General features: G+C 71.3%; 20 protein-coding genes. 13 read left to right on the top strand and 7 right to left on the bottom strand.

All coding sequences use genetic code 11. The annotated features are described in order from the left end of the window. Positions 1–238: 238 nt before the first annotated feature. From B0I31_RS24020 to B0I31_RS40075, 10 genes are all read left to right on the top strand, one after another. Positions 239–2,473, top strand: a complete 2,235-nt coding sequence (locus B0I31_RS24020; protein WP_245950332.1) for a DUF6801 domain-containing protein — start codon at positions 239–241, stop codon at positions 2,471–2,473. A 353-nt stretch (positions 2,474–2,826) separates the two neighbouring features. After that, on the top strand, positions 2,827–4,125 hold the full coding sequence (locus tag B0I31_RS24025) for an FAD-dependent oxidoreductase (RefSeq protein ID WP_146173919.1): 1,299 nt from the start codon (positions 2,827–2,829) through the stop codon (positions 4,123–4,125). Positions 4,126–4,209: 84 nt separating this feature from the next. Next, a complete protein-coding gene (locus B0I31_RS24030) occupies positions 4,210–5,739 on the top strand; it encodes a sensor histidine kinase (RefSeq protein WP_106617642.1) in 1,530 nt (509 codons plus the stop codon). Beyond that, positions 5,727–6,368, top strand: a complete 642-nt coding sequence (locus tag B0I31_RS24035; RefSeq protein ID WP_106617643.1) for a response regulator transcription factor — start codon at positions 5,727–5,729, stop codon at positions 6,366–6,368. The genes B0I31_RS24030 and B0I31_RS24035 overlap by 13 nt, the downstream gene beginning before the upstream one ends. 77 nt (positions 6,369–6,445) lie before the next feature. After that, positions 6,446–7,516, top strand: coding sequence for a hypothetical protein (locus B0I31_RS24040; protein ID WP_106617644.1), 1,071 nt, complete (start codon positions 6,446–6,448; stop codon positions 7,514–7,516). Further along, a complete protein-coding gene (locus B0I31_RS24045; RefSeq protein ID WP_106617645.1) occupies positions 7,513–8,319 on the top strand; it encodes a hypothetical protein in 807 nt (268 codons plus the stop codon). Before B0I31_RS24040 ends, B0I31_RS24045 begins: the two co-directional genes overlap by 4 nt. After that, positions 8,316–8,645: a hypothetical protein gene (locus B0I31_RS24050; protein ID WP_106617646.1), complete on the top strand. Its 330-nt coding sequence runs from the start codon at positions 8,316–8,318 to the stop codon at positions 8,643–8,645. Before B0I31_RS24045 ends, B0I31_RS24050 begins: the two co-directional genes overlap by 4 nt. Continuing rightward, complete coding sequence (locus B0I31_RS24055) at positions 8,642–9,733, top strand: hypothetical protein (protein ID WP_106617647.1); 1,092 nt, start codon at positions 8,642–8,644, stop codon at positions 9,731–9,733. The genes B0I31_RS24050 and B0I31_RS24055 overlap by 4 nt, the downstream gene beginning before the upstream one ends. Before the next feature lie 268 nt (positions 9,734–10,001). Next, positions 10,002–10,760: a bestrophin-like domain gene (locus B0I31_RS24060; RefSeq protein ID WP_106617648.1), complete on the top strand. Its 759-nt coding sequence runs from the start codon at positions 10,002–10,004 to the stop codon at positions 10,758–10,760. Continuing rightward, a complete protein-coding gene (locus tag B0I31_RS40075) occupies positions 10,757–12,004 on the top strand; it encodes a PQQ-like beta-propeller repeat protein (RefSeq protein ID WP_146173920.1) in 1,248 nt (415 codons plus the stop codon). The genes B0I31_RS24060 and B0I31_RS40075 overlap by 4 nt, the downstream gene beginning before the upstream one ends. Before the next feature lie 7 nt (positions 12,005–12,011). On the opposite strand, the gene urtE is transcribed toward B0I31_RS40075, so the two are convergent. The 5 genes from urtE to urtA are packed head-to-tail and all read right to left on the bottom strand — an operon-like array spanning position 12,012 to position 16,609. Beyond that, entirely contained in the window at positions 12,012–12,707 is a 696-nt protein-coding gene (gene urtE / locus B0I31_RS24070) for an urea ABC transporter ATP-binding subunit UrtE (protein ID WP_106617910.1), read from the bottom strand. Beyond that, positions 12,707–13,483 carry an urea ABC transporter ATP-binding protein UrtD gene (gene urtD, locus B0I31_RS24075; RefSeq protein ID WP_106617650.1) on the bottom strand — a complete coding sequence of 259 codons (777 nt, stop codon included), beginning with the start codon at positions 13,481–13,483 and terminating at the stop codon, positions 12,707–12,709. The genes urtE and urtD overlap by 1 nt, the downstream gene beginning before the upstream one ends. Continuing rightward, complete coding sequence (urtC, locus tag B0I31_RS24080) at positions 13,480–14,520, bottom strand: urea ABC transporter permease subunit UrtC (RefSeq protein WP_106617651.1); 1,041 nt, start codon at positions 14,518–14,520, stop codon at positions 13,480–13,482. Before urtC ends, urtD begins: the two co-directional genes overlap by 4 nt. Beyond that, entirely contained in the window at positions 14,517–15,392 is an 876-nt protein-coding gene (urtB, locus tag B0I31_RS24085; protein WP_106617652.1) for an urea ABC transporter permease subunit UrtB, read from the bottom strand. The genes urtC and urtB overlap by 4 nt, the downstream gene beginning before the upstream one ends. Beyond that, entirely contained in the window at positions 15,392–16,609 is a 1,218-nt protein-coding gene (gene urtA / locus B0I31_RS24090) for an urea ABC transporter substrate-binding protein (RefSeq protein WP_106617653.1), read from the bottom strand. Before urtA ends, urtB begins: the two co-directional genes overlap by 1 nt. 232 nt (positions 16,610–16,841) lie before the next feature. Here urtA and B0I31_RS24095 point away from each other — a divergent pair, with 232 nt between their 5' ends. Continuing rightward, a complete protein-coding gene (locus tag B0I31_RS24095; RefSeq protein ID WP_342751495.1) occupies positions 16,842–17,999 on the top strand; it encodes a DUF418 domain-containing protein in 1,158 nt (385 codons plus the stop codon). Between the two features lie 15 nt (positions 18,000–18,014). On the opposite strand, the gene B0I31_RS24100 is transcribed toward B0I31_RS24095, so the two are convergent. Further along, the gene (locus B0I31_RS24100; protein WP_106617655.1) at positions 18,015–20,111 is read right to left on the bottom strand and encodes a caspase, EACC1-associated type; all 2,097 of its coding nucleotides are present in this window, start codon (positions 20,109–20,111) and stop codon (positions 18,015–18,017) included. Between the two features lie 103 nt (positions 20,112–20,214). On the opposite strand from B0I31_RS24100, the gene B0I31_RS42655 reads away from it, so the two are divergent. Further along, on the top strand, positions 20,215–21,114 hold the full coding sequence (locus tag B0I31_RS42655) for a LysR family transcriptional regulator (protein ID WP_146173921.1): 900 nt from the start codon (positions 20,215–20,217) through the stop codon (positions 21,112–21,114). A 49-nt stretch (positions 21,115–21,163) separates the two neighbouring features. Then, positions 21,164–22,027: a maleylpyruvate isomerase N-terminal domain-containing protein gene (locus tag B0I31_RS24110; RefSeq protein ID WP_342751496.1), complete on the top strand. Its 864-nt coding sequence runs from the start codon at positions 21,164–21,166 to the stop codon at positions 22,025–22,027. A gap of 72 nt (positions 22,028–22,099) precedes the next feature. Here the strand turns inward: B0I31_RS24110 and B0I31_RS24115 are convergent, their stop codons facing one another. Continuing rightward, a complete protein-coding gene (locus B0I31_RS24115; RefSeq protein WP_106617657.1) occupies positions 22,100–24,304 on the bottom strand; it encodes a discoidin domain-containing protein in 2,205 nt (734 codons plus the stop codon). Positions 24,305–24,438 lie beyond the last annotated feature (134 nt).

A 24,438-nucleotide genomic window follows, 5' to 3' on the forward strand; every position in this document is an offset into this window, starting at 1 on the left:
CGCAGTGCTAACCGCACAGTTTTCGCCTGAAATCGTCCTGTGTCTCGTCCGTGCAGGTCAAGGGCAGGGTAATTGTCCGCAGATGACAATTTCTCGCCCTGTTCGAGAATGGTCGATCAGTAGTCTTGCGCAAGTGTTGCGACGTGGTTAATTTCCCCCTTGCAGCACGTCTGCGAACCATTCCAACTCTGCCCCTCATTTGCCGGCGTGCGCGCTCGGCGTCAGGGAGGACGTTTCCGTGAGACACAGCAGACCACTCACCAGGCTCGGCGCGGCGGCCGTCACCACCATGGTCGTCGCCGGCCTCGCGATCGGCGCGGGCACCGGCTCGGCCGCGCAGGGCGACCTGACCCAGACCTACACCTGCCCGTTCCCCCTGATCGGCGACCAGAACGTCACGGTCGGCATCAAGACCACCCAGCCCGGCACGGTCGTCGCCGGCGCGTTCACCCCGAAGCTCGACATCACCGCCGTGTCCGACGCGGGCGCGACCGCGACCCAGGGCCTGCGGCTCGTCGGCGCCGAGACCATCCGCGGCACGGCCCGCGCCACCTCGAAGGTCACCGCACCCGGCGACCAGGGCGCGCTCACCGTCCAGGTCGCCGCCGACGTGCCGAACCAGCCGATCCCGGCCATCGGCAACGCCCTCGTGCTCGACGCCGCCGGCTCCGCGCCCGGCCTGCGCTTCGACCAGCCCGGCACGGCCACCGTCGAGGTGACCGACCTGGTGCTGGAGATGACCCCGCTGCGGGCGGACGGCACGCCGACCGACCTGGGCACGTTCGTCGCCGACTGCACGCCGACGCCGAACCAGGACACCGTGCTGCAGACCTACACCGTCACCGGCACGGCCGTCACTCCCGAGGCACCGGCGGGCACGGGCGGCACGCCGCCGCTGCGCCAGGTCTACAACTGCCCGTTCCCGTTGATCGGCAACCAGAACGTCACCGTCGACATCGACACGGACCTGCCGGCCGAGATCGGCGTCGGCGCCTTCACACCGCAGATCGACATCACCGCCGTGTCGAACGCCGGACCGACCGCGACGCAAGGGCTGCGGCTCGTCGGCGCGGAGACCATCCAGGGCACGGCGGTCGCGACGTCGCTGGTCAGGTCGCCCGGGAACCACCAGGCCGTGGCCGTGCCGACAGCCGTGCCGAACCAGCCGATCCCGGTCAGCGGCGACCTGGTCATCAACGCCGCCGGCACCGCGCCCGCGCTCCGGTTCGACCAGCCGGGGACGGCCACGCTGTCCGTGCACGACCTCGTGCTCACCATGACCCCGAAGCGGGCCGACGGCACCGACACCGGCCTCGGCACGTTCGTCGCCGACTGCACGCCGGTCGACCCGGGACAGCGCACGGTGCTGCACACGTTCACGGTCGTCCCGGCGGCGGACACCGAGGCACCCGGCACCCCGTCCGGCCTGACCGCCGGCGAGACCACGCCGACCAGCGTCCCCCTGTCGTGGACCGCCGCCACCGACAACATCGGCGTGACCGGGTACGACGTCTACAACGGCAGCACGCTCGCCACCACAGTGGACGGCACCTCCGCCACCGTCGAAGGCCTGGACCCCGACACCGAGTACACGTTCACCGTCGTGGCGAAGGACGCGGCGGGCAACCGTTCGGCGGCCGGCGCCCCCGTCACGGCCCGCACCAAGGCCACCCCCGACACCGAGGCCCCGACCACCCCGGCCAACCTCCGATCCACCGCCCAGACCGAGAACAGCGTCACGCTCGCCTGGGACGCGTCGACCGACAACGTCGCCGTCACCGGTTACGAAGTCCACAACGGCGCCTCATCGGTGCCCACCACCGACACCGCGGCCACCGTCAACGGCCTGGCGCCGGACACCGAGTACACGTTCACGGTCGTGGCGAAGGACGCTGCGGGCAACACATCGGCCATGACCGCCGCGCTGAAGGTCCGCACGAAGGCGAGCCAGGGCCCGCCGACCGTCGAGTACGGCTACGGCCTGACCGGCAGCACGAAGATCAAGGCGGCTGACGGCACGGTCGCGCTGGCCGGCGGCATCGACGCCGCGCTCAACCTCGCCACGGGCGCGTTCGACGCCGACCTGACGCTCGACCCGACCTCGGGCCGGTTCCGCGCCTTCGGCTTCGTGCCGGTCAAGGCGAAGATCCAGTTCGTGCAGGCGGCCAAGACCACCGGCACGTTGGCGGGCGGGGTGCTCAAGTCGACGTCGAGCGTGACGGTGAAGCTGCCGCACATCACCGTGCTCGGCATCCCGATCAGCACGAGCCCGGACTGCCGCACCAAGACCCCGGCCTCGATCCCGCTGGAGTCCAAGCCCGGCTTCGACCCGCTCGCCGGCGGCACCCTGGTGGGCACGTACACGCTGCCCGCGCTGACCGGCTGCGGTCCGCTCACCGGGCTGATCAGCGGCGCGACCTCGGGACCAGGCAACACGATCGAGGTGAAGCTGTCACCGCGCCCCCAGCGCTGACCCCCACCACCTGACCGCGTGGCCCCGCCCGGACCCACACCTCCCGGCGGGGCCACCGCCCACGGCAACCACCCAAGGCAACCCCACCGCCCACCGCTAACGGCAACCACCCACCGCAGCTCCCGGCCGCAGCTGCCTGTCGCAGCTCGCGGCGGAGCCACCGCCCATCGCAACCCCGGGCCGGCCGTTTTCTCCGGCTGACGTGAGGAATGCGATTTGGGTTGTCAAAGGTTGCACTCTTCGCCCGGTCGAGTGACACCCACCTCGGACCAGGTGGCCAGGTGCGCACGGCCGAATAAGTCCTGCGCACAGCCGGATAAGCTGCGGGCCGCCATCCCTGTCACAGTCGCCGAATGACGGATGCGGTGGTGTTGGGTGCGAGCATGGGCGGGCTGCTGGCGGCACGGGCGCTGGTCGGCTTCTACGACCGGATCACGGTGGTCGACCGGGATCCACTGCCGGCGGACGCCGGTCATCGGCGTGGTGTGCCGCAGGCCAGGCACTTCCACACCATCCTCCTGCGCGGCAAGGAGGCGCTCGACGACATGTTCCCCGGGCTGACCGGCGATCTGGTCGCGGAGGGCGCGATCCCGGTCGGCTTCAACGCCGATGCGCGTTTCGTGCTCGCCGGCCACACCATGGTGCGCGCGGTCACCGGGGCGTCGGACATCCAGGCGACGCGGCCGATGCTCGAAGGCGCGGTCCGCGCACGGCTCGCCGACCTGCCCGGCGTGAAGCTCGTGCCGGGCTGCGACGTGCTCGGCCCGATCGTCGAGCACGGTCGGGTGACCGGCGTGAAGGTCAGCCGTGACGGCACGGAGGAGGTGCTGCGGGCGGACCTCGTGATCGACGCGATGGGCCGGTCCGGACGGGCCAGGTCGTGGCTGGAGTCCCTCGGCCTGCCGACACCCGCCGAGGACCGGATCGACGTCAACATGGTCTACGCGAGCCGGCTGGTCCGCCCGGCCACGCCGTTCCCGGACAAGCTGGTGCTGGTGGGCCCGGTGCCCGGCAGGCCGACGGGGTTCGCGTTCGCCGCACAGGAACACGGCCAGTGGATGGTGACCCAGGTCGGCATGGCGGGCGACCACCCGCCGACCGACGAGTCGGGTTACCTGGCGTTCCTCAAGCGGTCCGCGCCGCCGGACGTGCAGGACGCCGTCGCCGCCTCCGAGCCGCTCACCGAGATCCGCACGCACCGGTTCCCGGCCAGCCTGCGCCGCCGCTACGAACGACTCCGCCGGTTCCCGCCCGGCCTGCTGGTGTTCGGTGACGCGATGTGCAGTTTCAACCCGATCTACGGTCAGGGCATGACGGTCGCCGCAATGGAATCGGAAGCGTTGCGCAAGTGCCTGCGAGACGGCGACACCGATCTGGCACGACGGTTCTTCCGCGCCGCGGGCAAGATCATCGACCCGGTGTGGCAGCTCAACGCGCTCGGTGACCTGGCGCTGCCGGAGATCGTCGGCCACCGGTCGGTGGCGACCAAGGCGTTGAACCGGTACGTCGCCCGGCTGCAACGGGTCGCCGAGCACGACCCCGTGGCCGCCACCGCGTTCATCCGCACGATCGGCCTGCTCCAGCCACCTTCGGCGATCCTGCGCCCGGACGTGCTGGCCCGCGTCGTGATGGGCGGCCGGCGCCACACCTGAGCCCCGGGAAGCGGTCGAGGTGGGAGTGAGTGGTCTGCGACCAGGCGGGTCGGAGGTGACCGCCGAACGGCTACCTTGGGCACCATGCTGCTGCCGTCCGCGATGCTCGCGGTGAGCGCTGTTTTCGTGACGGCCGGTGTGATCGGTCGCCGGGTGCAGCCGCGCAACCGGATCGGGTTGTTGTTCGTGCTCATCGGGATCGGCTGGTTGCTCGACTACACCGTCGACGACGGGTCGTTCCTGTTGTTGCTGGCCTGCAAGGTGTGGCCGGCGGTGCTCGGGCACGCGTTGCTGGCGTTCCCGACCGGCAGGTTGCGCACGGCACCGCGGCGGTTGGCGGTGGCCGCCGGGTACGCCGAGAGCCTGGTGCTGGGGGTGGCGTTCGAGTTCGAGCGCCAACCGTGGGCGGCGGCGGTGATCGGGGCCGAGACGGCGGTGACGGCGGTCATCGGGCTGTCCATGCTGGGCCTTCAGCTGCACCGCTGGCGGGTCAGCAGCATGGCGCAGCGGCGGACGCTCACCGCGATGCTCGGCGCAGCGGCGGTGGCGATCACCGCGTTCGTGGTGTGGGAACCGGTGGAGCGCGCGGGCCTCGAACCGCCGCTGGTGGTGCTGATGCTGGCGTTGAGCGGTATCCCGTTCGCCTACCTGGCCGGGTTGCTGCGCCGCCGGATGGACCGCGGCGAGGTGGCCGACCTGGTGGTGCGGCTCAGCGGCGACAGCAGGCACCACGGGGTGCAGGAGGCGCTGGCCGCCACGCTGCACGACCCGAGCCTGCGGGTGGCGTACTGGGTGGCCGAGCAGGAGCGCTACGTGGACGTGGACGGGCGGCCGGTCGCGCTGGACTCCGTGCACACCAGGGTGGACCGGGGCGGCGCGCCGGTCGCCGTGCTGCTGCACGACCCCGTGCTGGACCTGGAACTCGTGGACGCCGCGTGCGCCGCGGTCGGCCTGGCGCTGGAGAACGAACGGCTCACCGCCGAGCTGCGCGCCAAGGTCAGGCAGCTGGCCGAGTCGCGGGCGAAGGTGTTGCGGGCCGCCGAGGACGGGCGGCGGAGGCTGGAGCGCGACCTGCACGACGGCGTCCAGCAGCGGCTGCTGTCGGCGGTGATGACGCTGGGCCTGGCGGAGACCGTGCCGCCGGAACGGGCGCGGGCGCTGGCCGCCGAGGCCAAGCAGGCGGTGCTGGCGACCATCGAGGACGTGCGGGCGGTGTGCCACGGCATCCACCCGCCGGTGCTGGCCGAACGGGGCCTGCACGGCGCGGTCCGCGAGCTGGCGGCGTTGGCCGAGCCGAGGGTCGACCTGACGCTGGACCTGCCGGAGACCGTGCCGCCGCTGGTGGAGACGACCGCGTACTACGTTGTCGCCGAGGCGCTGGCGAACGTCACCAAGCACGCCGAGGCGTCCCGGACGAAGGTCGTGATCCGCGGCGCGGACGGGCGGCTGGTCGTGGAGGTCGACGACGACGGGCGCGGGGGAGCGGACCCGGTGCACGGCACGGGTCTGCGCGGCCTGAGCGAACGGGTGGAAGCGAACGGGGGGACGATGCGGGTGGTCAGCGCGGCGGAGACGGGCACGAGCCTGCGGGTGGTGCTGCCGTGCGGGTCGTGATCGCGGAGGACTCGACGCTGCTGCGCGAAGGGCTCGCGCGGCTGCTCGCCGAGGCCGGGTTCGAGGTGGTGGCGGCGGTGGAGGACGCGCCGTCGCTGGTGGCGTCGGTGGACGAGCACCGGCCCGACGTGGCCATCGTGGACATCCGGATGCCGCCGACGCACACCGACGAGGGGCTGCGGGCGGCGGTGGCGCTGCGCCGCCAGTACCCGGCGACCGGTGTCCTCGTGCTCTCGCAGTACGTCCGGGTCAGCTACGCGGCCGAGCTGCTGGACGCGGGCGCGGACGGCGTCGGCTACCTGCTCAAGGACCGGGTGTCGGACCTGGCCGAGTTCACCGCCGCGATCCGGCGGGTCGGCTCCGGCGGTTCGGCGTTCGACCCGGACGTGGTGAGCCGGCTGCTGGTGCGGCGACGCGACGACAGCGACGACCGGCTGACCGAGCGGGAACGGGCCGTGCTCGCGCTGATGGCGGAAGGGCGCACCAACCAGGCCATCGCGCAGCGGCTGTTCATCGCCGAGCGGACCGTGGAGAAGCACTGCACCAGCATCTTCACCAAGCTGGACCTGTCCGCGAGCCCGCACGACCACCGCCGCGTGCTCGCCGTCCTGCGCTACCTCAACGCGTGAAGGGGTGCGGTTAACCGCACCACGCGGTAGGGGTGGCACGATTCCCGCGCACCCCTGGCCGGGGCCACGCTTGCCCCATGACACTGGGGCGCGAAGTCGATGTCGACGTGGCGGCCGGGGGCTCGGCGACGAGCGGACGACCCCGGGCCGGCTACCGCACGGACCTGATCACGGTGCTGCTCGGGACCTGGTTCTCGATCGGCCTGTTCCTCGACGCGTGGGCGCACTCGAACGTGCCCGAGCTGGAGTCGTTCTTCACGCCGTGGCACGCGGTGTTCTACTCGGGCTTCGCCGCGACCGGCGCGTGGATCCTGTGGGTGCTGTGGCGCAACCACCAGGAGGGCAGGCGCGGCTTGGACGCGGTGCCGGTCGGCTACGGCCCGGCGGTGCTCGCGCTGCCCGCGTTCGCCGCGGCGGGTGTCGGCGACTACCTGTGGCACACGTTCATCGGTATCGAGCAGGGCATCGACATCCTGTTCAGCCCGACCCACCTGGTGCTGATCTCGTCGATGATCGTGATCCTCACGACGCCGCTGCGCACGCTGTGGAGCGACCGCGACGTGGTCGCACCGTCGTTGCCGCGGTTCCTGCCCGCCGGCCTGGCGCTGTCGTTCACCGCGTCGCTGGTCCTGCTGTTCGCCGGTTACGCCGACGCGACCGTGTTCACCGGTGAGCAGGTGATCAGGGCGTTCACCTTCGACAAGGGCGCGGGCGGTTCGGGCCGGGCCGTCGAGCTGGCGGCCTCGATCATGTTCACCAACCTGATCATGCTGCTGCCGCTGCTGCTGGCCGTGCGCCGGTTCCGGCTGCCGTTCGGCGCCGCGACGCTGCTGGCGTTCGTGGTGATGCTGCTCAGCACCGCCGTCGCCAACTACACCAACATGAGCACCGCGATCGGGTTCATCGTGTCCGGTGTGCTGATCGACGTGCTGCTGCTGAAGCTGAACCCGTCCGAGGAGCGGCGCACGGAGTACCGGATCTTCGCCGCCGCCGCGTCGTTCGTCACGTGGGCGGTGTTCTTCGCCGGGGCGATCATCGACCAGGGCACCACGCCGAGCGTCACCGAGATGTGGACCGGGGCGCCGATCATGGCCGCGCTGCACGGCCTGCTGATGGCGGTGGTGCTCGTGCCGACCGCCCGCCGGTGAGGGCGCTGCTGCTCGCCCTCGCCCTGCTGGCCGCCACCGCGACCCCGGCCCAGGCGCACGCCGGCGGCCTCACGCCGCAGGACCACCTGAGCCGGGTCACCGGGATCGACCCGCCGCTGCCCGGCGTGACCGCGGCGATGGTCGACCACGGCACCCGGCTGGAGGTCCGCAACGGGGGCACCGACCCGGTCGCGGTCGGCGGGGCCGACGACGGGACCCGAGTCGCCGACCACGTGATCGGGCCGGGCGAGACCTACCGCTTCCGCGACGAGCGCACCACCGCGTCGCGGTGGGAAGTCCCGCTCGGCACGTCGGTGATCAAGGGCCGGGTGGACGTCACGCCGGGACCGAACCCGTTGTGGTGGCTGCTGATCACGCTCGCGCTCGCCCTCGGCGGCTACGTCCTGGGCAGGCGGCGGGCACTGCTCGCGGTCGGCGTGGTCGTGGTGACGGCGGGGCACGTGTGGCACGCGGTCGGCTCGACGCTCGCCGTGACGGGCCAGCCGTTCGTGCCGCTGCTGCTCGGCGCGAGCGGCGTGGGCCTGGTCGCGTGGCCCCTGACCGTCGTCGCCGTGGTGGCCGCCGCCCGGCGCAAGCCCGCGACCGCGTTCGTGGCGGCCGTCGTCGGCGCGATGCTGGTGGTGGCGGGGATACCGGACTTCGACAGCTTCCGGTTCTCCCAGCTGCCGTTCGCCGGTCCGGCCGACCTGGACCGGCTGCTCGTGGCACTCACGCTCGGCGGCGGGCTCGGCCTGGCCGCGGGCGGATTCGACTACCTGAGAAGGACTGGTTCCACCCCATGAGGACCCTCTTCGCCCTGCTGACCGCGCTGCTCGTGCTCGCGGGCTGTTCGTCCGCGCCGCAAGCCCCGCCACCGGCCGGACCGCTGGTCCTGCGGCTGTCGGTCGACCAGGCGTCGCCGCAGCGGGTGGAGGCCGTGCGCGGGCAGGCCGTCGAGCTGACCGTCACCAGCGAGGAACCGGTGGACGTGCACGTGCACGGCGTCGACGTGCTGGCCAAGGTGGAGAGCGGGAAACCGGCCGTGCTGGAGTTCACCGTGGACCGGACGGGCACGTTCGACGTGGAGGCGCACCCCGACACGCTGCTCGTGCAACTGGTGGTGCGGTGACCGTTCTCGCCCACGGCGTCGGCGCCCGGCACGACCTGCCGCTGCCGCTGGACCTGGTGCTGCAGGGCGCGGCGGTCGCGCTGCTGGCGTCGTTCCTGGCGCTGGGTCTGCTGTGGACGAAGCCCCGGTTCACCGCCGCCGAGCCGGGTCCCGACCGCGACCGGTGGCCGGTGCGGCTGCTGGTCGCGGTCGGGCTGGTGCTCGTGCCCGCGCCGGCGTGGCCGCACCTGGTGTTCGTGCTGCTGTGGTTCGGCGTGGCGGTGCTGTCGGTGCTGCTGGGCCCGGTGTGGCGGGTGCTCAACCCGCTGCGCCTGGCCGCCCTCGTCACGCTCGGCCGCCCCTACCCGGAACGGCTGGGCCACTGGCCCGCCGCGCTCGGCCTGCTCGCGTTCACCTGGGTCGAGCTGGTCGAACCGGACGCGCTGCCGTGGTTCCTGGTCGGGTACGCGGTGGTGAACGTCGCGGGCGGGGTGGTGTTCGGCCGCACGTGGTTCGAGCGGGCCGACGGGTTCGAGGTGTTCTCGACCCTGCTGGGCAGGCTGTCGCCGCTGCGCGGCAACCCGTTCCGCGCCCTCGTCGCCACGCCGGTGCGGCCCGGCCTGGTCGCGGTGGTGGCCGTGCTGCTCGGCTCGACCGCGTTCGACAGCGTCGGCTCCACCCCGACCTGGGAACGGCTGTCCGTGCCGGACACCGCCGGGCTGGTGGCGGCCGTGGCGCTGGTCGCGGGCACCTACCTGCCGGCGTGCCGGTCGTTCGGCGGGCAGCTCGCCCACTCGATGGTGCCGATCGTGGCCGGGTACGTCGTGGCGCACTACTTCTCGCTGCTGGCCGTGGAGGGCCAGCGCGCCGTCGCACTGCTGTTCGGCGCCACCGGCTTCGTGCCGGACGACACCCTCGCCTCACCCGTCCTGGTGGCGTCGGTGCAGGTGGGCGCGGTGCTGGCCGGGCACCTGCTGGCGGTGGTGTCCGCGCACGACCGCGCCTTGCGGCTGCTGCCGCCGAGCAGGCACTTGACCGGTCAGGTCCCGCTGCTGGTGCTCATGGTCGGCTACACCTCCGGTGGATTGGCCCTGCTGTTCGCGGGCTGAGCGGTTACCGTGGGAGATGGCGACGTTCTGTCGTGACGCAAACCGCTCGATTGGGCTAAACAATTAGCTCAATGGGCTGGATTTCGCCGCATTCCAGCGGCTTCGCACTGGTGTTCATGGTGGTGTGGGGTGAGCGTGTCACCTGAGAGATTGGCGTTTCCTGGCACTCGGATGAACGTTCTTCTCACCGGATCGGGTCGATCACTAGCTTGCGTGTGAGTGAAATCGGCGGATCTGTGGAATTCATCCGAGTGGCGAAAGGGTGTCGATGAGCATTTACCTCACAGGTCTGCTGTGGGTCGGCGGCGCGGCCGTCGTGGCCGCCGTCATGGCTTACTTGATCCGCAAGTACGGCGAGTTGGAAGGCCGTTCGGCGAACAACGAGGCCGCGGGCCAGGTGTTCACGATCGTGGGCGGCCTGCACGCGGTCCTGGTGGCGTTCGTGCTCATCGCCCTGTTCGACGCCGTCAACCAGGCGAGTGACGCCGCGTACCGGGAGGCGGACGGCCTGGTCGCCGCCACGTGGGCCAGCGACACGCTGGGCGGTGGCGCCGGCGCCGAGGTGCGCGAGCTGTCCCGCGCGTACGCGGAGACCGTGATCGACGACGAGTGGCCGGGCATGGTGGCCGGCACGTCGTTCGAGTCGAGCGGCTGGTCGCAGCTCGACCAGCTGCGCCGGGTCGTGGCCGAGGCTCCCGCGGACGACGAGTGGCAGGCCGACCGCAAGTCCGAGGCCGCGAACCAGCTGTGGCAGGTCTACCAGGCCAGGCAGGAACGGCTGGACGCGGCCGGTGGCGGGGTCAGCTCGGTGGTGTGGTTCGTGCTGATCGCGGGCAGCGTGCTGGCCATCGGCCTGCCGCTGCTGTTCGGCGGGCCGCGCATCCGCACGCACGTGCTCATCGTGGCCACTCTCGCGGCCACCATCACGCTGCTGCTGTACGCGACCTACCAGCTGCAGAACCCGTTCGGCGGTGGCGCCGGGGTGAGCCCGGACGCGTTCGAGGCCGCCGTGGAGCGATTCGGATGATTGAAGCGTTCGAGCAGGTCGTGTGCACCGTCATCCAGGTCGAGGCGGGGGCCCACGGCCCCTCGACCGTCTTCCGGGTGCGGTTCCCGTCCGGCGAGACGGCTTCGCTGAACACCCTCGACGTGCGGCTGAACGCGATCGGCTTCTCCGCCCGGCAGAACCTGGTCTACGGCGTGGACCAGCGCGGCAGGCTCGTCGCCCTCGACCGGACCGGCCGGGTGGTCGGCAAGCCGACGCACCCGTCGCCCGTGCTGCTGCACGCGACGGCGGGCGCCGTGGTGGGCGAGCGGCTGGTGGTGCGGTCCGGGCCGTGGCTGCACTCGGTCGACATCGACCCGGGCAGCCCGACGTACGGGCACGTCGTGCACGACGCGTGGCTGTGGCCGTGGGACGGGGTGACGGTCGACGATTTCGACCTCAACCCGGCGGACGGCCTGCTCTACGGCGTCGCCACCCGCTCGCACGGTCACGGCGTGGTGGTCAGCATCGACCCGCGCACCGGCAAGACGAGGCCGGTGCCCGGTGTCGGCAGGCTGCCCGGTGGCAGCGGCTACGGCGCGGTGACGGTGGCGCCGGACGGCGCGCTCTACGCCACCAACAACCGGCACGGCGGGCGCAGCACGTTGTGGCGGGTGGCGCTGGACGGCTCGGGCGTGGTCACCGAGATCTCGTCGCGGCAGGCCCTGCACACCATCGACTCGTCCGGCTGCCTGCCGGACATCCCCACGCCGACCACCACCCCCACCACGACGACCACCACCCCACCGACCACGACGACAACAACAACCACCACCACCACCACGACCACGCCACCGACGACTACGACGACCACCACGACGACTCCCAGCCCGCCGACCACCATCACCACCACCACGACGACTCCCAGCCCGCCGACCATCACCACCACAACGACTCCGCCACCACAACCGACAACCACACCACCCCGGATCACCACCACGACGACGACCACCACGATCCGCCCGGCACCCGCGGTCCCGCCGCCGATCCTCCCGCCGCCGCGGATCACCCCGCCACCCGTGCCGCCGCCACCCCCGCCGCCGGAACCGCCCGTGCCGCCGCCACCGCCCCAGCCGGTCGACATCGAGGTGCCGGACCGGCGGGTGGAGACGATGGCGCCGACCAACAACGCCGTCCGCGACCAGCGCCGCTGGGGCCTGGCCCTGATGGTCCTGATCCTGGCGGCGGGCGCCCTCGCCCGCCAAGCCGCGAGCAGGCGGCGGTAACCCCCGGTCAGACGGCCAGCATCCGGCGCACCTCCTCGTCGTGCAGCTCCTCCGCGGCGCCCGCGCGCACGACCTCGCCCGCGTCCATCACGACGAAGCTGTCGGCCAGCCGCAACGCGAAGTCCAGGTACTGCTCCACCAGCAGCACGGTCAGCCCGGCCTCCCGGTGCAGCCGCTCGATCGCCGCCTCGATCTCGTCGATCACCGACGGCTGGATGCCCTCGGTCGGCTCGTCCAGCAGCAGCAACCGCGGCCGGGTGATCAACGCCCGCGCGATCGCCAGCTGCTGCCGCTGCCCACCGGACAGCAACCCGGCCGGCCGCTTGAGGAGCTGCCGCAACGCCGGGAACACGTCCAGCGCCTCGTCCACCGCCGCCGGCTCCCGGTGCGCGGTCGCCTCCAGCGTGACCTGGAGGTTCTCCCACACGGTCAGCTGCGGGAACGAGACGTGGCCCTGCGGCACGTACGCCATGCCCGCCCGCACGCGCTGGTGCGTCGCCAGCCGCGTGATGTCCCGCCCGTCGAACGTGATGCGCCCGGCCGTGGGCGTCAAGGTACCCATCACGGTCTTGAGCAACGTCGTCTTGCCGACCCCGTTGCGCCCCATCACGCACACCAGCGACCCGGCGGGCACCTCCAGCCCCACGCCGAACAGCACCCGCGCCCGCCCGTAGGCGGCGTCCACCCCGGACACCGACAGCATCACGTCACCGCCTTCCCCTTGGCCCGCCCCAGGTACACCTCGCGCACCCGCGGGTCCTCCTGCACCTCGGCGACCGACCCCTCGCGCAGCACGTGCCCCTGGTGCATCACGGTGACCTTGCGCGCGTACCGCCGCAGGAACTCCATGTCGTGCTCCACCACGACCACCGTGTGCGTCGAAGCGATCCGGTGCAGCAGCTCACCGGTCCGCTCCCGTTCCGACCGGCTCATGCCCGCCACCGGCTCGTCGAGCAGCAACAGCTTCGGCCGCTGCACCAGCAGCATCCCGATCTCCAGCCACTGCCGCTGCCCGTGCGACAGCACACCGGCGGGCTTGTCCGCCAACGCCGTCAAATCCGCCGCCTCCAACGCCGAGGCCACCGCGTCGGACACGCCGCGCCGCCGCCGCAGCAACGACCGCAGCGGCAGCCGGAAGCTGTCCGCGAGGTCCAGGTTCTCCACCACGGTCAGCTCTTCGAACACGGTGGCGGTCTGGAACGTGCGGCCGACGCCCAGCCGCACGATGTGGTGCTCGCGCCGACCCACCAGCTCCCGGCCGCCGAACCGCACGCTGCCCGCCGCCGGCTTGGTCAGCCCGGTCACCACGTCGATCAACGTCGTCTTGCCCGCGCCGTTGGGCCCGATCAGGAACCGGAGCTCGCCTTCCTCGACGGTGAAGTCCAGCCCGTCGATCGCCGCGAAACCGTCGAACACCACGCGCAGCCCGCGCACCTCCAGCAACGCCGCCGGCGGAGTCGGCGATCCCACCCCGGTCATGCCGTCACCTCCACCGGTTTGCGCCCGAACCGCTCGCGCACCGACTCGACCACGCCCGCCAGTCCCTTCGGCGCGAACACCAGCACCAGCACGAACAACCCGCCCTGCAGGTACAGCCAGCCCTCGGCGAAGTCCTCGCTGAACAACGTCTTGGCGTAGTTCACCGCGATGGCGCCCGCGATCGCACCGGCCAGCACGAACCGCCCGCCGACCGCCACGCCGACCAGCAGTTCCAGCGACGGCACGATCCCGAGCATCGCGGGGGAGATGATGCCGACCACGGGTACGAACAACGCGCCCGCCAGACCCGCCATCACCGCCGAGACGGTGAACGTGATCGTCTTGACCAGGGCCGGGTCGTAGCCGAGGAACCGCACCCGGTCCTCGCCGTCGCGCACCGCCACCAGCAGCCGCCCGAACCGGCTGCGCACCAGCAGCTTCGCCACCAGGAACAGCACGCCCAGCACCAGCGCCGCGATCGCGTACACGGCCCGCTGCCCGTTCGGGTCGGTGAGGTCGAGCCCGAAGAACCCGGTGAAGTTCGTCATCCCGTTCGTGCCGCCGGTCAACCCCTGCTGGCCGACCAGCAGGATCACGAACGCCGCCGCCAGCGCCTGGGACAGGATCGCGAAGTACGCGCCGCGCACCCGCTGCCGGAACACCAGCAGCCCCAGCAGGAACGCGACCAGGCCGGGCACCAGCACCACCGCCGCCAGCGCGAACACCGGGTTGCCGAACGGCTTCCACAGCGCGGGCAGCTCCTCGACCCCGCTCCACACCATGAAGTCCGGCAACCCGGCCGACCCGGCTTCCTCCAGCTTCAGGTACATGGCCATCGCGTAGCCGCCGAGGCCGAAGAACACGCCCTGCCCGAGCGTCAGCATCCCGCCCTGGCCCCAGGCCAACGCGATGCCGACCGCGACGATCGCGAAGCACAGGTACTTCGCCAGCAACCCGAGGCGGAACGGCGACAGCGTCAACGGCGCCAGCGCCAGCAGCACCACGCACACCACGAGGGAGATGCGACCCCACGTCATACCAACGCCCTCCCCTTCAGCACGAACATGCCCTGCGGCCGGACCTGGAGGAACGCGATGATCGCCACGAACACGAGCACCTTGGCCAGGCTGGCGTCCGTCCAGAACTCCAGGTAGCCGTTGAGGAAGCCGAGCGCGACCGCCGCCAGCACCGCGCCGCGCAACTGGCCCAGCCCACCCGCGACCACGACGAGGAACGCGTCCACGATGTAGAAGGTGCCCAGGCTCGGGCCGACCGGGCCGACGAGCGTCAACGCGACGCCCGCCACCCCGGCCAGCCCCGAGCCGAGCAGGAACGTGAACCGGTCCACCCGTCCGGTGGCGATGCCGCTGTACGCGGCCAGCTCCCGGTTCTGCACCACCGCCCGCATCCGGCGACCGGCGGGCAACCTGGTCAGGTACAGCCACACCCCGACCACGCACACCACGGCCAGCCCGATGATGAACACCCGGTTGTAGGGCAGGCGCAGGCCGAGCACGTCCACGCCGCCGACCAGCCAGCCCGGTGCCGTCACCTGCACGTTGGGCGCGCCGAACAGGTCACGCGCCAGCTGTTGCAGCACCAGGCTCACGCCCCAGGTCAGCAACAGCGTGTCCAACGGCCGCCCGTAGAACCGCCGGATCAGCGACCACTCCAGCAGCAGCCCCATCAGCCCGGCCACCGCGAACGCGACCGGCAGCGCGATCAGGAACGACTGGCTGGTGACGCCCTGCAACAGGAACGCGGTGTACGCGCCCGCCATGATGAACTCGCCGTGCGCCATGTTGATCACGCCCATCTGGCCGAACGTGAACGTCAGCCCGAGCGCGATCAGCAGCAGCACGGCCGCGATGCTCAGCCCGATCGGAAGCTGGTTGGCCAGCGCGCCCATCAGCTGAGACCCCCGGCCCAGTCGTAGCTCCTCAGGTACGGGTCCGGCTTGATCGGGCCGGGGGAGGACCACACCTCCTTGATCTGGCCGTCCGCCTGCACCAGGCCGATCCGCGCGGTCTTGGCCACGTGCTGGTTGTCGCCGTCGATGGTGGTCGTGCCCTCGGGCGCCTCGATCGTGATGCCGCCCGCGGCCTTGCGCACCGCCTCGACCTCGGTCGTGCCCGCCTTCTTCACCGCTTCCGCCCACAGGTAGACCGCGTTGTAACCGGCTTCCATCGGGTCGGACGTCACCTTGTCCGCGCCGTACTTCGCCTTGAACGCCTTGACGAACGCGTCGTTCGCGGGCGTGGTGGTGGTCTGGTAGTAGTTCCACGCCACCAGGTGCCCGGCCACATTCTCCGGCCCGATGCCCTTGACCTCTTCCTCGGCGACGCTCACCGAGACCACCGGCGTGGTCTGCGGCGTGATGCCGGAACCGCGCAGCTGCTTGAAGAACGCCACGTTGCTGTCGCCGTTGAGGGTGTTGAACACCGCGTCCGGCTTGGCGTCGGCGATCTTGTTGACGAGAGTGCTGTACTCGGTGTGCCCGAGCGGCGTGTACTCCTCGCCCAGCACCTCGATGCCCTTCGCGGCGGCGTACGCCTTGATGATCTTGTTGGCGGTGCGCGGGAACACGTAGTCGCTGCCCACCAAAAACATCTTCTTCTTGCCCTGCGCGGCCAGGTAGTCCAGCGCGGGCACGATCTGCTGGTTCGTCGTCGCGCCGGTGTAGAAGATGTACGGCGAGCTCTCCAGCCCCTCGTACTGCACCGGGTACCACAGCAGCGCCTTGTTGCGCTCGAACACCGGCAGCATCGCCTTGCGGCTGGCCGAGGTCCAGCCGCCGAACACCGTCGCCACCTTGTCCTGCGAGATCAGCTTCTGCGCCTTCTCCGCGAACGTCGGCCAGTCCGACGCGCCGTCCTCGGTGACCGGGACCAGCTTCTTGCCCAGCACACCTCCCTTCGCGTTGATCTCCTCGACGGCCAGCAGCTCCGCGTCGCGCACGGTCACCTCGCTGATGGCCATCGTGCCGCTCAGCGAGTGCAGGATGCCGACCTTGATCTCGTCACCGGAGGCACCCGCGCCGCCGCCGGGCTCGTCGACGCAGGCCGTGGCGAGCAGGGCGGGCAGCAGGAGGGCGGTCAGACCGCGGCTGAAGGTTCTGGAACGCACCGGCGGCTCCTTTCGAGCAGGTGGAACCGAGAAGCTATGAACCGCGTGTTGCGTGCCTGGCGCGCGCGGTTACGTTCGTGTGGCCAAGTGCGCACGGTATGTACTTGTGACCTTCCCCGCTCACCAACCGCAGTCGCCGTGTCATCCGTTCGGCCGCCGGCATCGTCCGAAGGTGCGACACGGCCGGGCACCTTCGGCCGACGATCGCGCACCGTCCCTCGTCCTACGTTCGGTGGCGAGAAACGGATCGGGGGCGGACATGGGTGGGCGGATCGCGTCGCTGGACGTGCTGCGCGGGGTGGCGATCCTGGGCACGTTCGGGACCAACGTGTGGGCTTTCACGCACCCGCGAGGGGTGACGGGTTTCCTGGCCGACTTCGGCTCGGGCGCGGGCGACACCGCGACGGCGTTGCTGCAGATGATCACGAACGGCAAGTTCCTGGGCCTGCTGTCGATCATGTTCGGCATCGGCCTGGCGATCCAGCACCGCTCCGCCGTGCGGCGCGGACAGCGGTGGCCGGGCTGGTACCTGTGGCGCTCGGCGCTGCTGCTGTTCGAGGGCCTGCTGCACTACGTGCTGGTGTTCGAGTTCGACGTGCTGATGTTCTACGCCGTGGTGTCCGTGCTGGTCGCGTACCTGGTGGGGCGCGGGCCGCGCGTCCAGGTCGCCTGGATGGCGGTGCTGGGCGCGGTGAACCTGGCGGTCGTCGGCCTGATCACCCTGGCGCTGCTGACCGGCGGCACGACCATCGGCGACCCCGGCTTCGTGCTGACCACGGACAGCTGGTGGGGTGGTGTGCGGGCCAGGGTCGAGTACTTCGCGGTGTTCCGCGCCGAGGGTTTCCTGGTGCTGCCGTTGAGCGGCCTGCTGTTCCTGGCCGGTGTGCGGCTGTTCCAGGCGGGCGCGCTGGAGGACTCGGCACGGGGCGCCCGGATCCAGCGGCGGCTGGTGGTGTGGGGCCTCGGGCTCGGCGTGCCGCTGAACGTCACCACCACGCTCGCCGGCGGCGACTGGTTCGCCGTGGACCGGTACGTGTGCGCGCCGCTGGTCGCGTTCGGCCTGCTCGGCGCGATCACCGCGCTGGTCAACCGGATGCGGGCGGAGCCGGGACCGGTGCGCCGGGGCGTCACGGCGGTCGGCCGGTCGGCGATGAGCTGCTACATCGGGCAGAACCTGCTCGCGTCCGCGCTGTGCTACCCGTGGGGACTCGGCCTGGCTCAGCGGTGGGGCCACCTGGGACCTTGGTTCACCGGGGCGGTGTGGCTGCTGGTCGCCGCGCTGCTGGTGGTGGGCGCGTCGTGGTGGATGCGCCGCTTCCCCCGCGGCCCGGTGGAAACCGTGTGGGACTGGGCCTACCGCGCGCCGCGACGCCGGTCGGTCGCGGCCTAGGGGTGGTGGACCGGGTCAGGTGATCCAGACCCGGTCCACCACCCACCAGGCGACGGCGGCCAACACCCCACCGGCGCCGACGACCGGCACCGCGGCCCACTCGATGATCGCCAGGACGCTTGCGGTCACGACACCACCGCCCACTGCGCCGATGTGTCCCACTCGCCTCCGGTCCTTATTGTCCGCAGCGACGGACGGCTTGGGCGGTATGCGCTTGGGCCGCAACCCCTTGGCGTCCACGCGGTCCCGCACCCAGACCCACACCTCATTCTCCTTCCAGAGCGGTCCGTACGGTGAGACTCCGGCCAGGAATCGCCCGTTGCCGCTCAGCGCGGGCAACTGCAGGTCGGTGGGGATCGTCCGACTGGTCTTCCCGTCCGCGACGCTGCGGAGTTCGACCCCGTGCCACCCACGGCAGATAAGAACGTTGAGCTCCGGCCCGAAAGCGACCGGGCCGAGGAACCTCGACTCGTCGAGCTCCGCGGAGCTGACCACCTCCCAGGTGTCGGCGCGCCACACCCTGACGGTCTTCTTCGACGCTGCGGCCAAGAGCAGCCCGTACTTCAACGCGACGACCCGCACGCCAGGGAGGTCCGTGGAGCCGATCCGCGTCCAGGTCGTCGTGTTCCACAGGTCGATGCGCTCGTCGTCCGTCGCGACCAACAGGCGTGGGGTGTCGGGGCAGAACCGGACGTCGCGGAGGTCGCGGAACACCGGCTCGTCGAGGGCCTGCCAGCGATCACCAACGGACTGGAAGATTTTCGTGGCACCCCGCGAAGTGACGGCGAGTAGCGTGCCGTCGTGGTTGAAGCCCACCCGGTCGACGTACCCGGCGACGGTGACGGAGGCCACCGCAGTCCATGTCTCCGTGCTGAAAACGGTAAGGCGCTGGTAGGACGACACCGCAACCAGTCGGTCGTCGGGGCTGAACGCGCGGAACACCCCGTCGGTCAACTCGAAGATCGCTCGCCAGCCCTGGGTGCTTCGAACCCACTTGCCGGCGGCCAGCATGGACGAGTCGTGGCTGAACACCACCCTGCGGTTCGCGCGCCCGACGACGCCGTTGGCGTCGAACTCCGGTACGGACCGCCGAAGCACTGTCCGGATCGGCTGATCGGCCAGGACCGCGAGCGGCGGCGGGGTGATCGGGCCCGGTGGAGGTGCGGTCGCTGCGGCGGGACGGGGCGGGGTCTTGCGCGCAGCAGGGGGAACCTGGCTCACGCTCTTCTCGAGCACGCGCAGCGCCGCGAGTGAGACCTGGTCACCCTCCTGGGCCAGCTCGCGCAGGATGCGCAACCCTGCCCGGCGGAAACCGGCCTTCGGGCTGCGCAGGAGTCGGCGCAGCTCGTCCGGCAGCCCAGGGGGTAGCGGCGTGCCCGCATAGGCGATCCGCAGGTCGCCGGACAACGTGCCGCTGCTCGTCGGCGTCTGGTCGGGGTTCGTGCGGCGCACCCGGTCGTAGACGTACCGGTAGAGGTCGAGGGCGCTGATCTCGCCGTCGTGGTCGAGGTCGGCGTCGCCGGTCCGCAGGCCGTCGATGATCGCCTTGGTGAAGACGGACGGCTCGGCGCGGTCGTCGACGTGGTCGCCCACCGGCTCGTAGGCGTACTGGATGTGCGTGGACGCGGTCATGACCGCGCAGCCGCGGCCTTCCACCAGCTGCTGGACGACGTCGACGTCCTCGGTCGCGCGCGGCAGCATCCCGCTGGGGAAGGCGCCGCCGTAGCAGCAGTCGAGCCACACCACGACCTGCCCGGCCAGGCTGTCGTCGATCTGCCTGCGGACGAACGCCGCGTCGAGCGAGGTGGTCGCGAGCACGGTGTGCCGGGTGTCGGTGGTGACGAAGTGCAGGTCGCCGAGCCTCGCCTTGACCCCGTGACCGGAGAGGTAGAGCAAGACGAGGTCGTCGTGCCGGGCTTGGCCGAGCACGGTCTCGATGCGCTCGCGCAAGTGCTGCACGGGCTCGTTGACCAGCACCTCGGTCGCGAAGTCCCCGATCGCCGGATCGCTCAGGACCATGTCCAGCTCGGTGGCGTCGAGGCGCGGCGCGCGCAGGGCACCGAAGGTCGGATCGCGATAGGTGTCGGTGGCGATCAGCAACGCGCGGCGCATGGGACGAGATTAGGGAGTGCGGCGCACGGTCGGCGCGATTCGCGCCGGGATCACCGGAACGGTCCCGCAGTGGCGGCACAGGCCCGGCACATACGCTTCCGGCATGAGTCCCCTCGACGTGGACACCAGGGTGCTGCGGTACTTCGTGGCCGTGGCCGAGAGGTTGAGCTTCACCGCGGCGGCGCGCGACCTCTACGTCTCGCAACCCGCGTTGAGCAGGCAGATCAGGCAGCTGGAAGCCGACCTCGGCGTCGAGCTGTTCGTGCGGACCGGCCGGGAGATCCGGCTGACGGCCGCGGGCGGCGAGCTGCTGCGGTCGGCCCGGACAGCGCTGGACGACTGGCGTGACGCGGTGCGGGTGGTGCGTTCGGTGGCGGCGGCCGAGGCGAACGTGCTGCGGGTCGGGTTCGTCGTGTCGGGCGGCGGCAGCGTGGCGCGACGGGCCCGGGCGGCGTTCGCCGAGCAGCGGCCCGACGTGGCGGTCGAGCCGAAGCGGTGCGACTGGGGAGCCGAGCCGGACGCCCTGCGGCAAGGGGTGGTCGACGTGGCGTTCGTGTGGCTGCCCGCGGACACCGCCGGCCTGCGCGCCCGCGTGGTGGCGACCGAGGCCCGGTACGTCGCCCTGGCCCGTGACCACCCGTTGACGGCACGGGAGTCGGTGGGCATCGCGGACCTGCGCGACGAGCCGCTGATGTGGACGCGCAAGGCACCGAAGGAGTGGGTCGACTGGTGGGCGGTCAACCCGCGGCCGGACGGCCGGGAACCCGTGTGGGGACCGGAGAACGACAACGTGGACGAGATGCTGGAGCACGTCGCGACCGGCGCGGCGGTGTGCTTCGGCCCCGAGTCGATGGCGGCCTACTACGCGCACCCCGACCTGGCGTGGCGGCCGGTCACCGACATCGAGCCGCTGCGGATCGCGATCGCGTGGGTGCCGGAGACCGTCAACCCGGTGGCGCACGCCTTCGTGGCGGCCACCTTGCGGCTGAGCAGCGCAACCTAGAAGAAATCTGACACTGTTACGGTTGGCGGGTCGACTGGGGGAGGTTGCCGTGGGGGACGTGTCCGAGCAGTGGCCCGTGGTGCGGGACGTGCTGTCCGAAGTGACCGGGCGGTTCGCGGACCTGGTCCGCTCCGCCGAGCCGAGCGCGCTCGCCACCCCGGACTGGACGGTGGCCGACACGGCGGCGCACGTCGTCGCCATCGCCTCCATCTACACCACGTTGCTGGCGCCGGACGGCGCCGAGGTCGCCGATCCCGTCCTGGCCGCGCGCATCCCCACCGTCACCGTGGACACCGTCGCCGACCTGAACGACCTGGCACTGCGGCGGTTCACCGAGCGCGACCCCGCCACGCTGGCCGCGATGATGCGGTCGACGGTGGCCACGATCCTCGAGACGACCGAGGGGACCGACCCGACCCGGACCGTGCCGTGGCTGGGCGACTCCCGGGTGCCGGTCGCGGGCGTGCTCGCCCACCTGGTCAACGAACAGCTCGTCCACGGGTGGGACATCGCCCGCGGCGTCAGCGCGCCGTGGCCGATCCCGGCGCGCGAGGCCGCGTTGTTCTTCGAGCTGTTCATCGTCGGCATGATGCGCAACGACGTCGGCGGCGTGCTCGGCGACGCACCGACCGGCGACCGCCGCATCGCCGTCGCCTTCCGCTCCCGCCACACCACCCCGGTGACGCTCGTGCTGCACCGCGGCCGGGTGTCGCTCGACCCGGACGGGCCGGTCGACGTGCGCCTGACGTTCGACCCGGCCGTGCTGAACCTGGTCCTGTTCGGCCGGGTCAGCCGCACGCGCGCCGCGCTGACCGGCAAGCTGCGCGTCGGCGGACCCCGCCCGTGGCTGCTGCCCGCGTTCCTGCGCACCGTGCGGCTGCCGACGAACGCCGTGCCGCTGTCCGCGGACTAGCGCGGGCCGCCCGCAACGCGCACCGCCCCGCCGAGGACGGAAGCCTCGGCGGGGCGGTTCAGCCGCGACAGGTCACGGGTAGTTGACGACGTACCGCTGCTGCGTGGCCATGTTCGCCGCGCCGCCGATGCCGTTCACCACGTTGTCGATCGTGCCGACACCGCCGAGCGACACCGTCACCAGGTCGTGCAGCCGCACGCCCGGCCGGTTGGGCACCTCGAACCCGTTGGCCGTGCGGATGCTCGGGTCGGCCTGGTTGAACGAGTACACGCCCATGCCCCAGCCCTCGTGCGTGGTGACGTGGTCGCCCACCTTGTACCCGGCCCAGCCCAGCTGCGAGCCGTTCATCCACGCGGCCTGGTTCGGCGGGTCGTACGGCAGCTCGTTCTGGTAGAAGTACGTGCGGCCGCCGTTGCCGTTCCAGATGGTGTTGTACTGCTGGTAGTGCTCGACGAACAACCCGTACGCGGTCACGTTGTCGCCGTTGACGATCACGCCGTTGCGGCCGGTGTTGGCGGTCCAGCCGGTGGGGCCGGTGCCGTGGTCGGCGCGCCACACCCACGTGTGGTCCACGATCACGTTGTCACTGTTGATCTCCAGCGACGTGGTCGCCTTGCCCGCCTGCGGACCACCGACCCGCAGGTACACGTCGTGCATCGACGTCGGGTTGGTGGCGTGCGAGGCCGACGAGTTCGTCGGGCCGAGCTGCAGCAGCACGGGCGAGTTCTGCACACCGGCGTCGACCAGGAAACCGGCCAGCTTCACACCGTCCACATCGGACACCGCCATCGCGGCCTTGCCGGTGTCGGGGGAGAGCGTCGCCAAACCGAGGCCGAGCACCACGGTGTCCGGCCGGGTCACGTTGATCGTGTCGGTCAGGCGGTGCACACCCGGCGTCAGCAGCAGGTGCTTGCCCTGCGCCAGCGCCGCGTTGGTCGTCGACACCGGTGTGCCCGGCTTGACGATGAAGAAGTCCGCCAACGAGATCGACTGACCGGCGGGCGCACCCGACTCCCAGCTCGTGCCGCGCGAGTTGTGCCGCAGCGCCGGGACGAACACCTTGTACTCGCCGTTCTCGAAGTACAGGAACGGCTTCTCGCGCACCACCGGCGTGGTGTCGACCGTGGTGTGCGACGGGTTCGGGAAGTGCTGCGCGGGCGAGCCCGGCGAGCCGACGAACACCATGTTCCACACCGAGCCGTTCCAACCGCCCGCCAGGTTGCTGTTGCGGGTCAGGAACTGCTGCTGCGAACCGGACACCGTGACGCCGTCGATCTTGCTGTCCACGATCAGGCCGCCGGACGCCCAGCCGTCACCGCCGTTCCACAACTGGACCTGGCCGGACAGGTGCATGCGCCGGTACGACGCCGCCTGCGACACGGCCCACCGCTCGATCTGGCCGGCGGGCAGGTTGACGAACATGTTCTCGGCCTGCCGCCAGAAGTTCTGCGTGGCGTTGCCCAGGTTGTTCGGGTTGTCGCCCTGCTGCAACCAGTCCGCCTCGACGCGCACGTGGCCGTTGAGCCGCACGTCGTCCGGGCGCAGGCCGAGGCCCGCGACCTGGGTGTAGAAGCGGAGGTTGACGTCCGCGTCGTACACGCCCGGCTTGTACAGCACCGCGTACCGCTCGGAGCCGAACTGGTTGGTCTTCATCTGGGTGGAGATCTGGTCCAGCCGCGACTGCATCGCGGCCCGGTCGTAGCCGGGGCCGTAGATGAGCACGTTCGGACCGAAGTCGGGGTTGCGCGGGTCGGTCGGCGGGATCACCACACCGCCCGTGGTCTCGGTGTTGACGGCCAGCTCCCACAGTGAGTAGCCGTAGCCGGTGGCGCGCGCCGTGCCGTGCACCCGCAGGTAACGGCCGGTGCCCGTGACGGTGAGGGTCTGCACGCCACCGGTTCCGGTGGTGGTCGAGTAGACGGTGTTCCAAGTGGACGCGTTGTCGGACAACTGGATCTGGAACGCCCGACCGTACGCGGCCTCCCAGTTCAGCGTCACGCGGCACACCGTCTGGCTGGAACCGAGGTCCACCTGGAGCCACTGGGGGTCGGCGAACGCGCTGGACCAGCGGGTGCCGGTGTTGCCGTCGACCGCGGCGACGGCAGGGGTGCCGCCGTGCTCGACGGACGACGCCGTCACCGGCCGGTTCAGCGCGGCGTTGGTCGTGCCGCACTCGGCGGCCTGCGCGGACTGGGTGATCACGGGGCTGAGCACCGCGGCGACGCCGAGTGCCAGCGCGGCGGTCAGGACCCGTGACAGGGAACGGGGAGAGCTCATGGTCCTACCTGACGAGGTAAGGGGCGCGAGAAGGCCCGGAGCTGTGCCTCCGTGGCACCGGAGGCGCTGAGAGAGCGCTCTCTCGGAGCGTAACGTCGATGTTGCGGAAACGTCAACGACGGTTCAGGCGCGGG

It is taken from the genome of Saccharothrix carnea (assembly GCF_003014735.1).
GTDB lineage: Bacteria > Actinomycetota > Actinomycetes > Mycobacteriales > Pseudonocardiaceae > Actinosynnema > Actinosynnema carneum.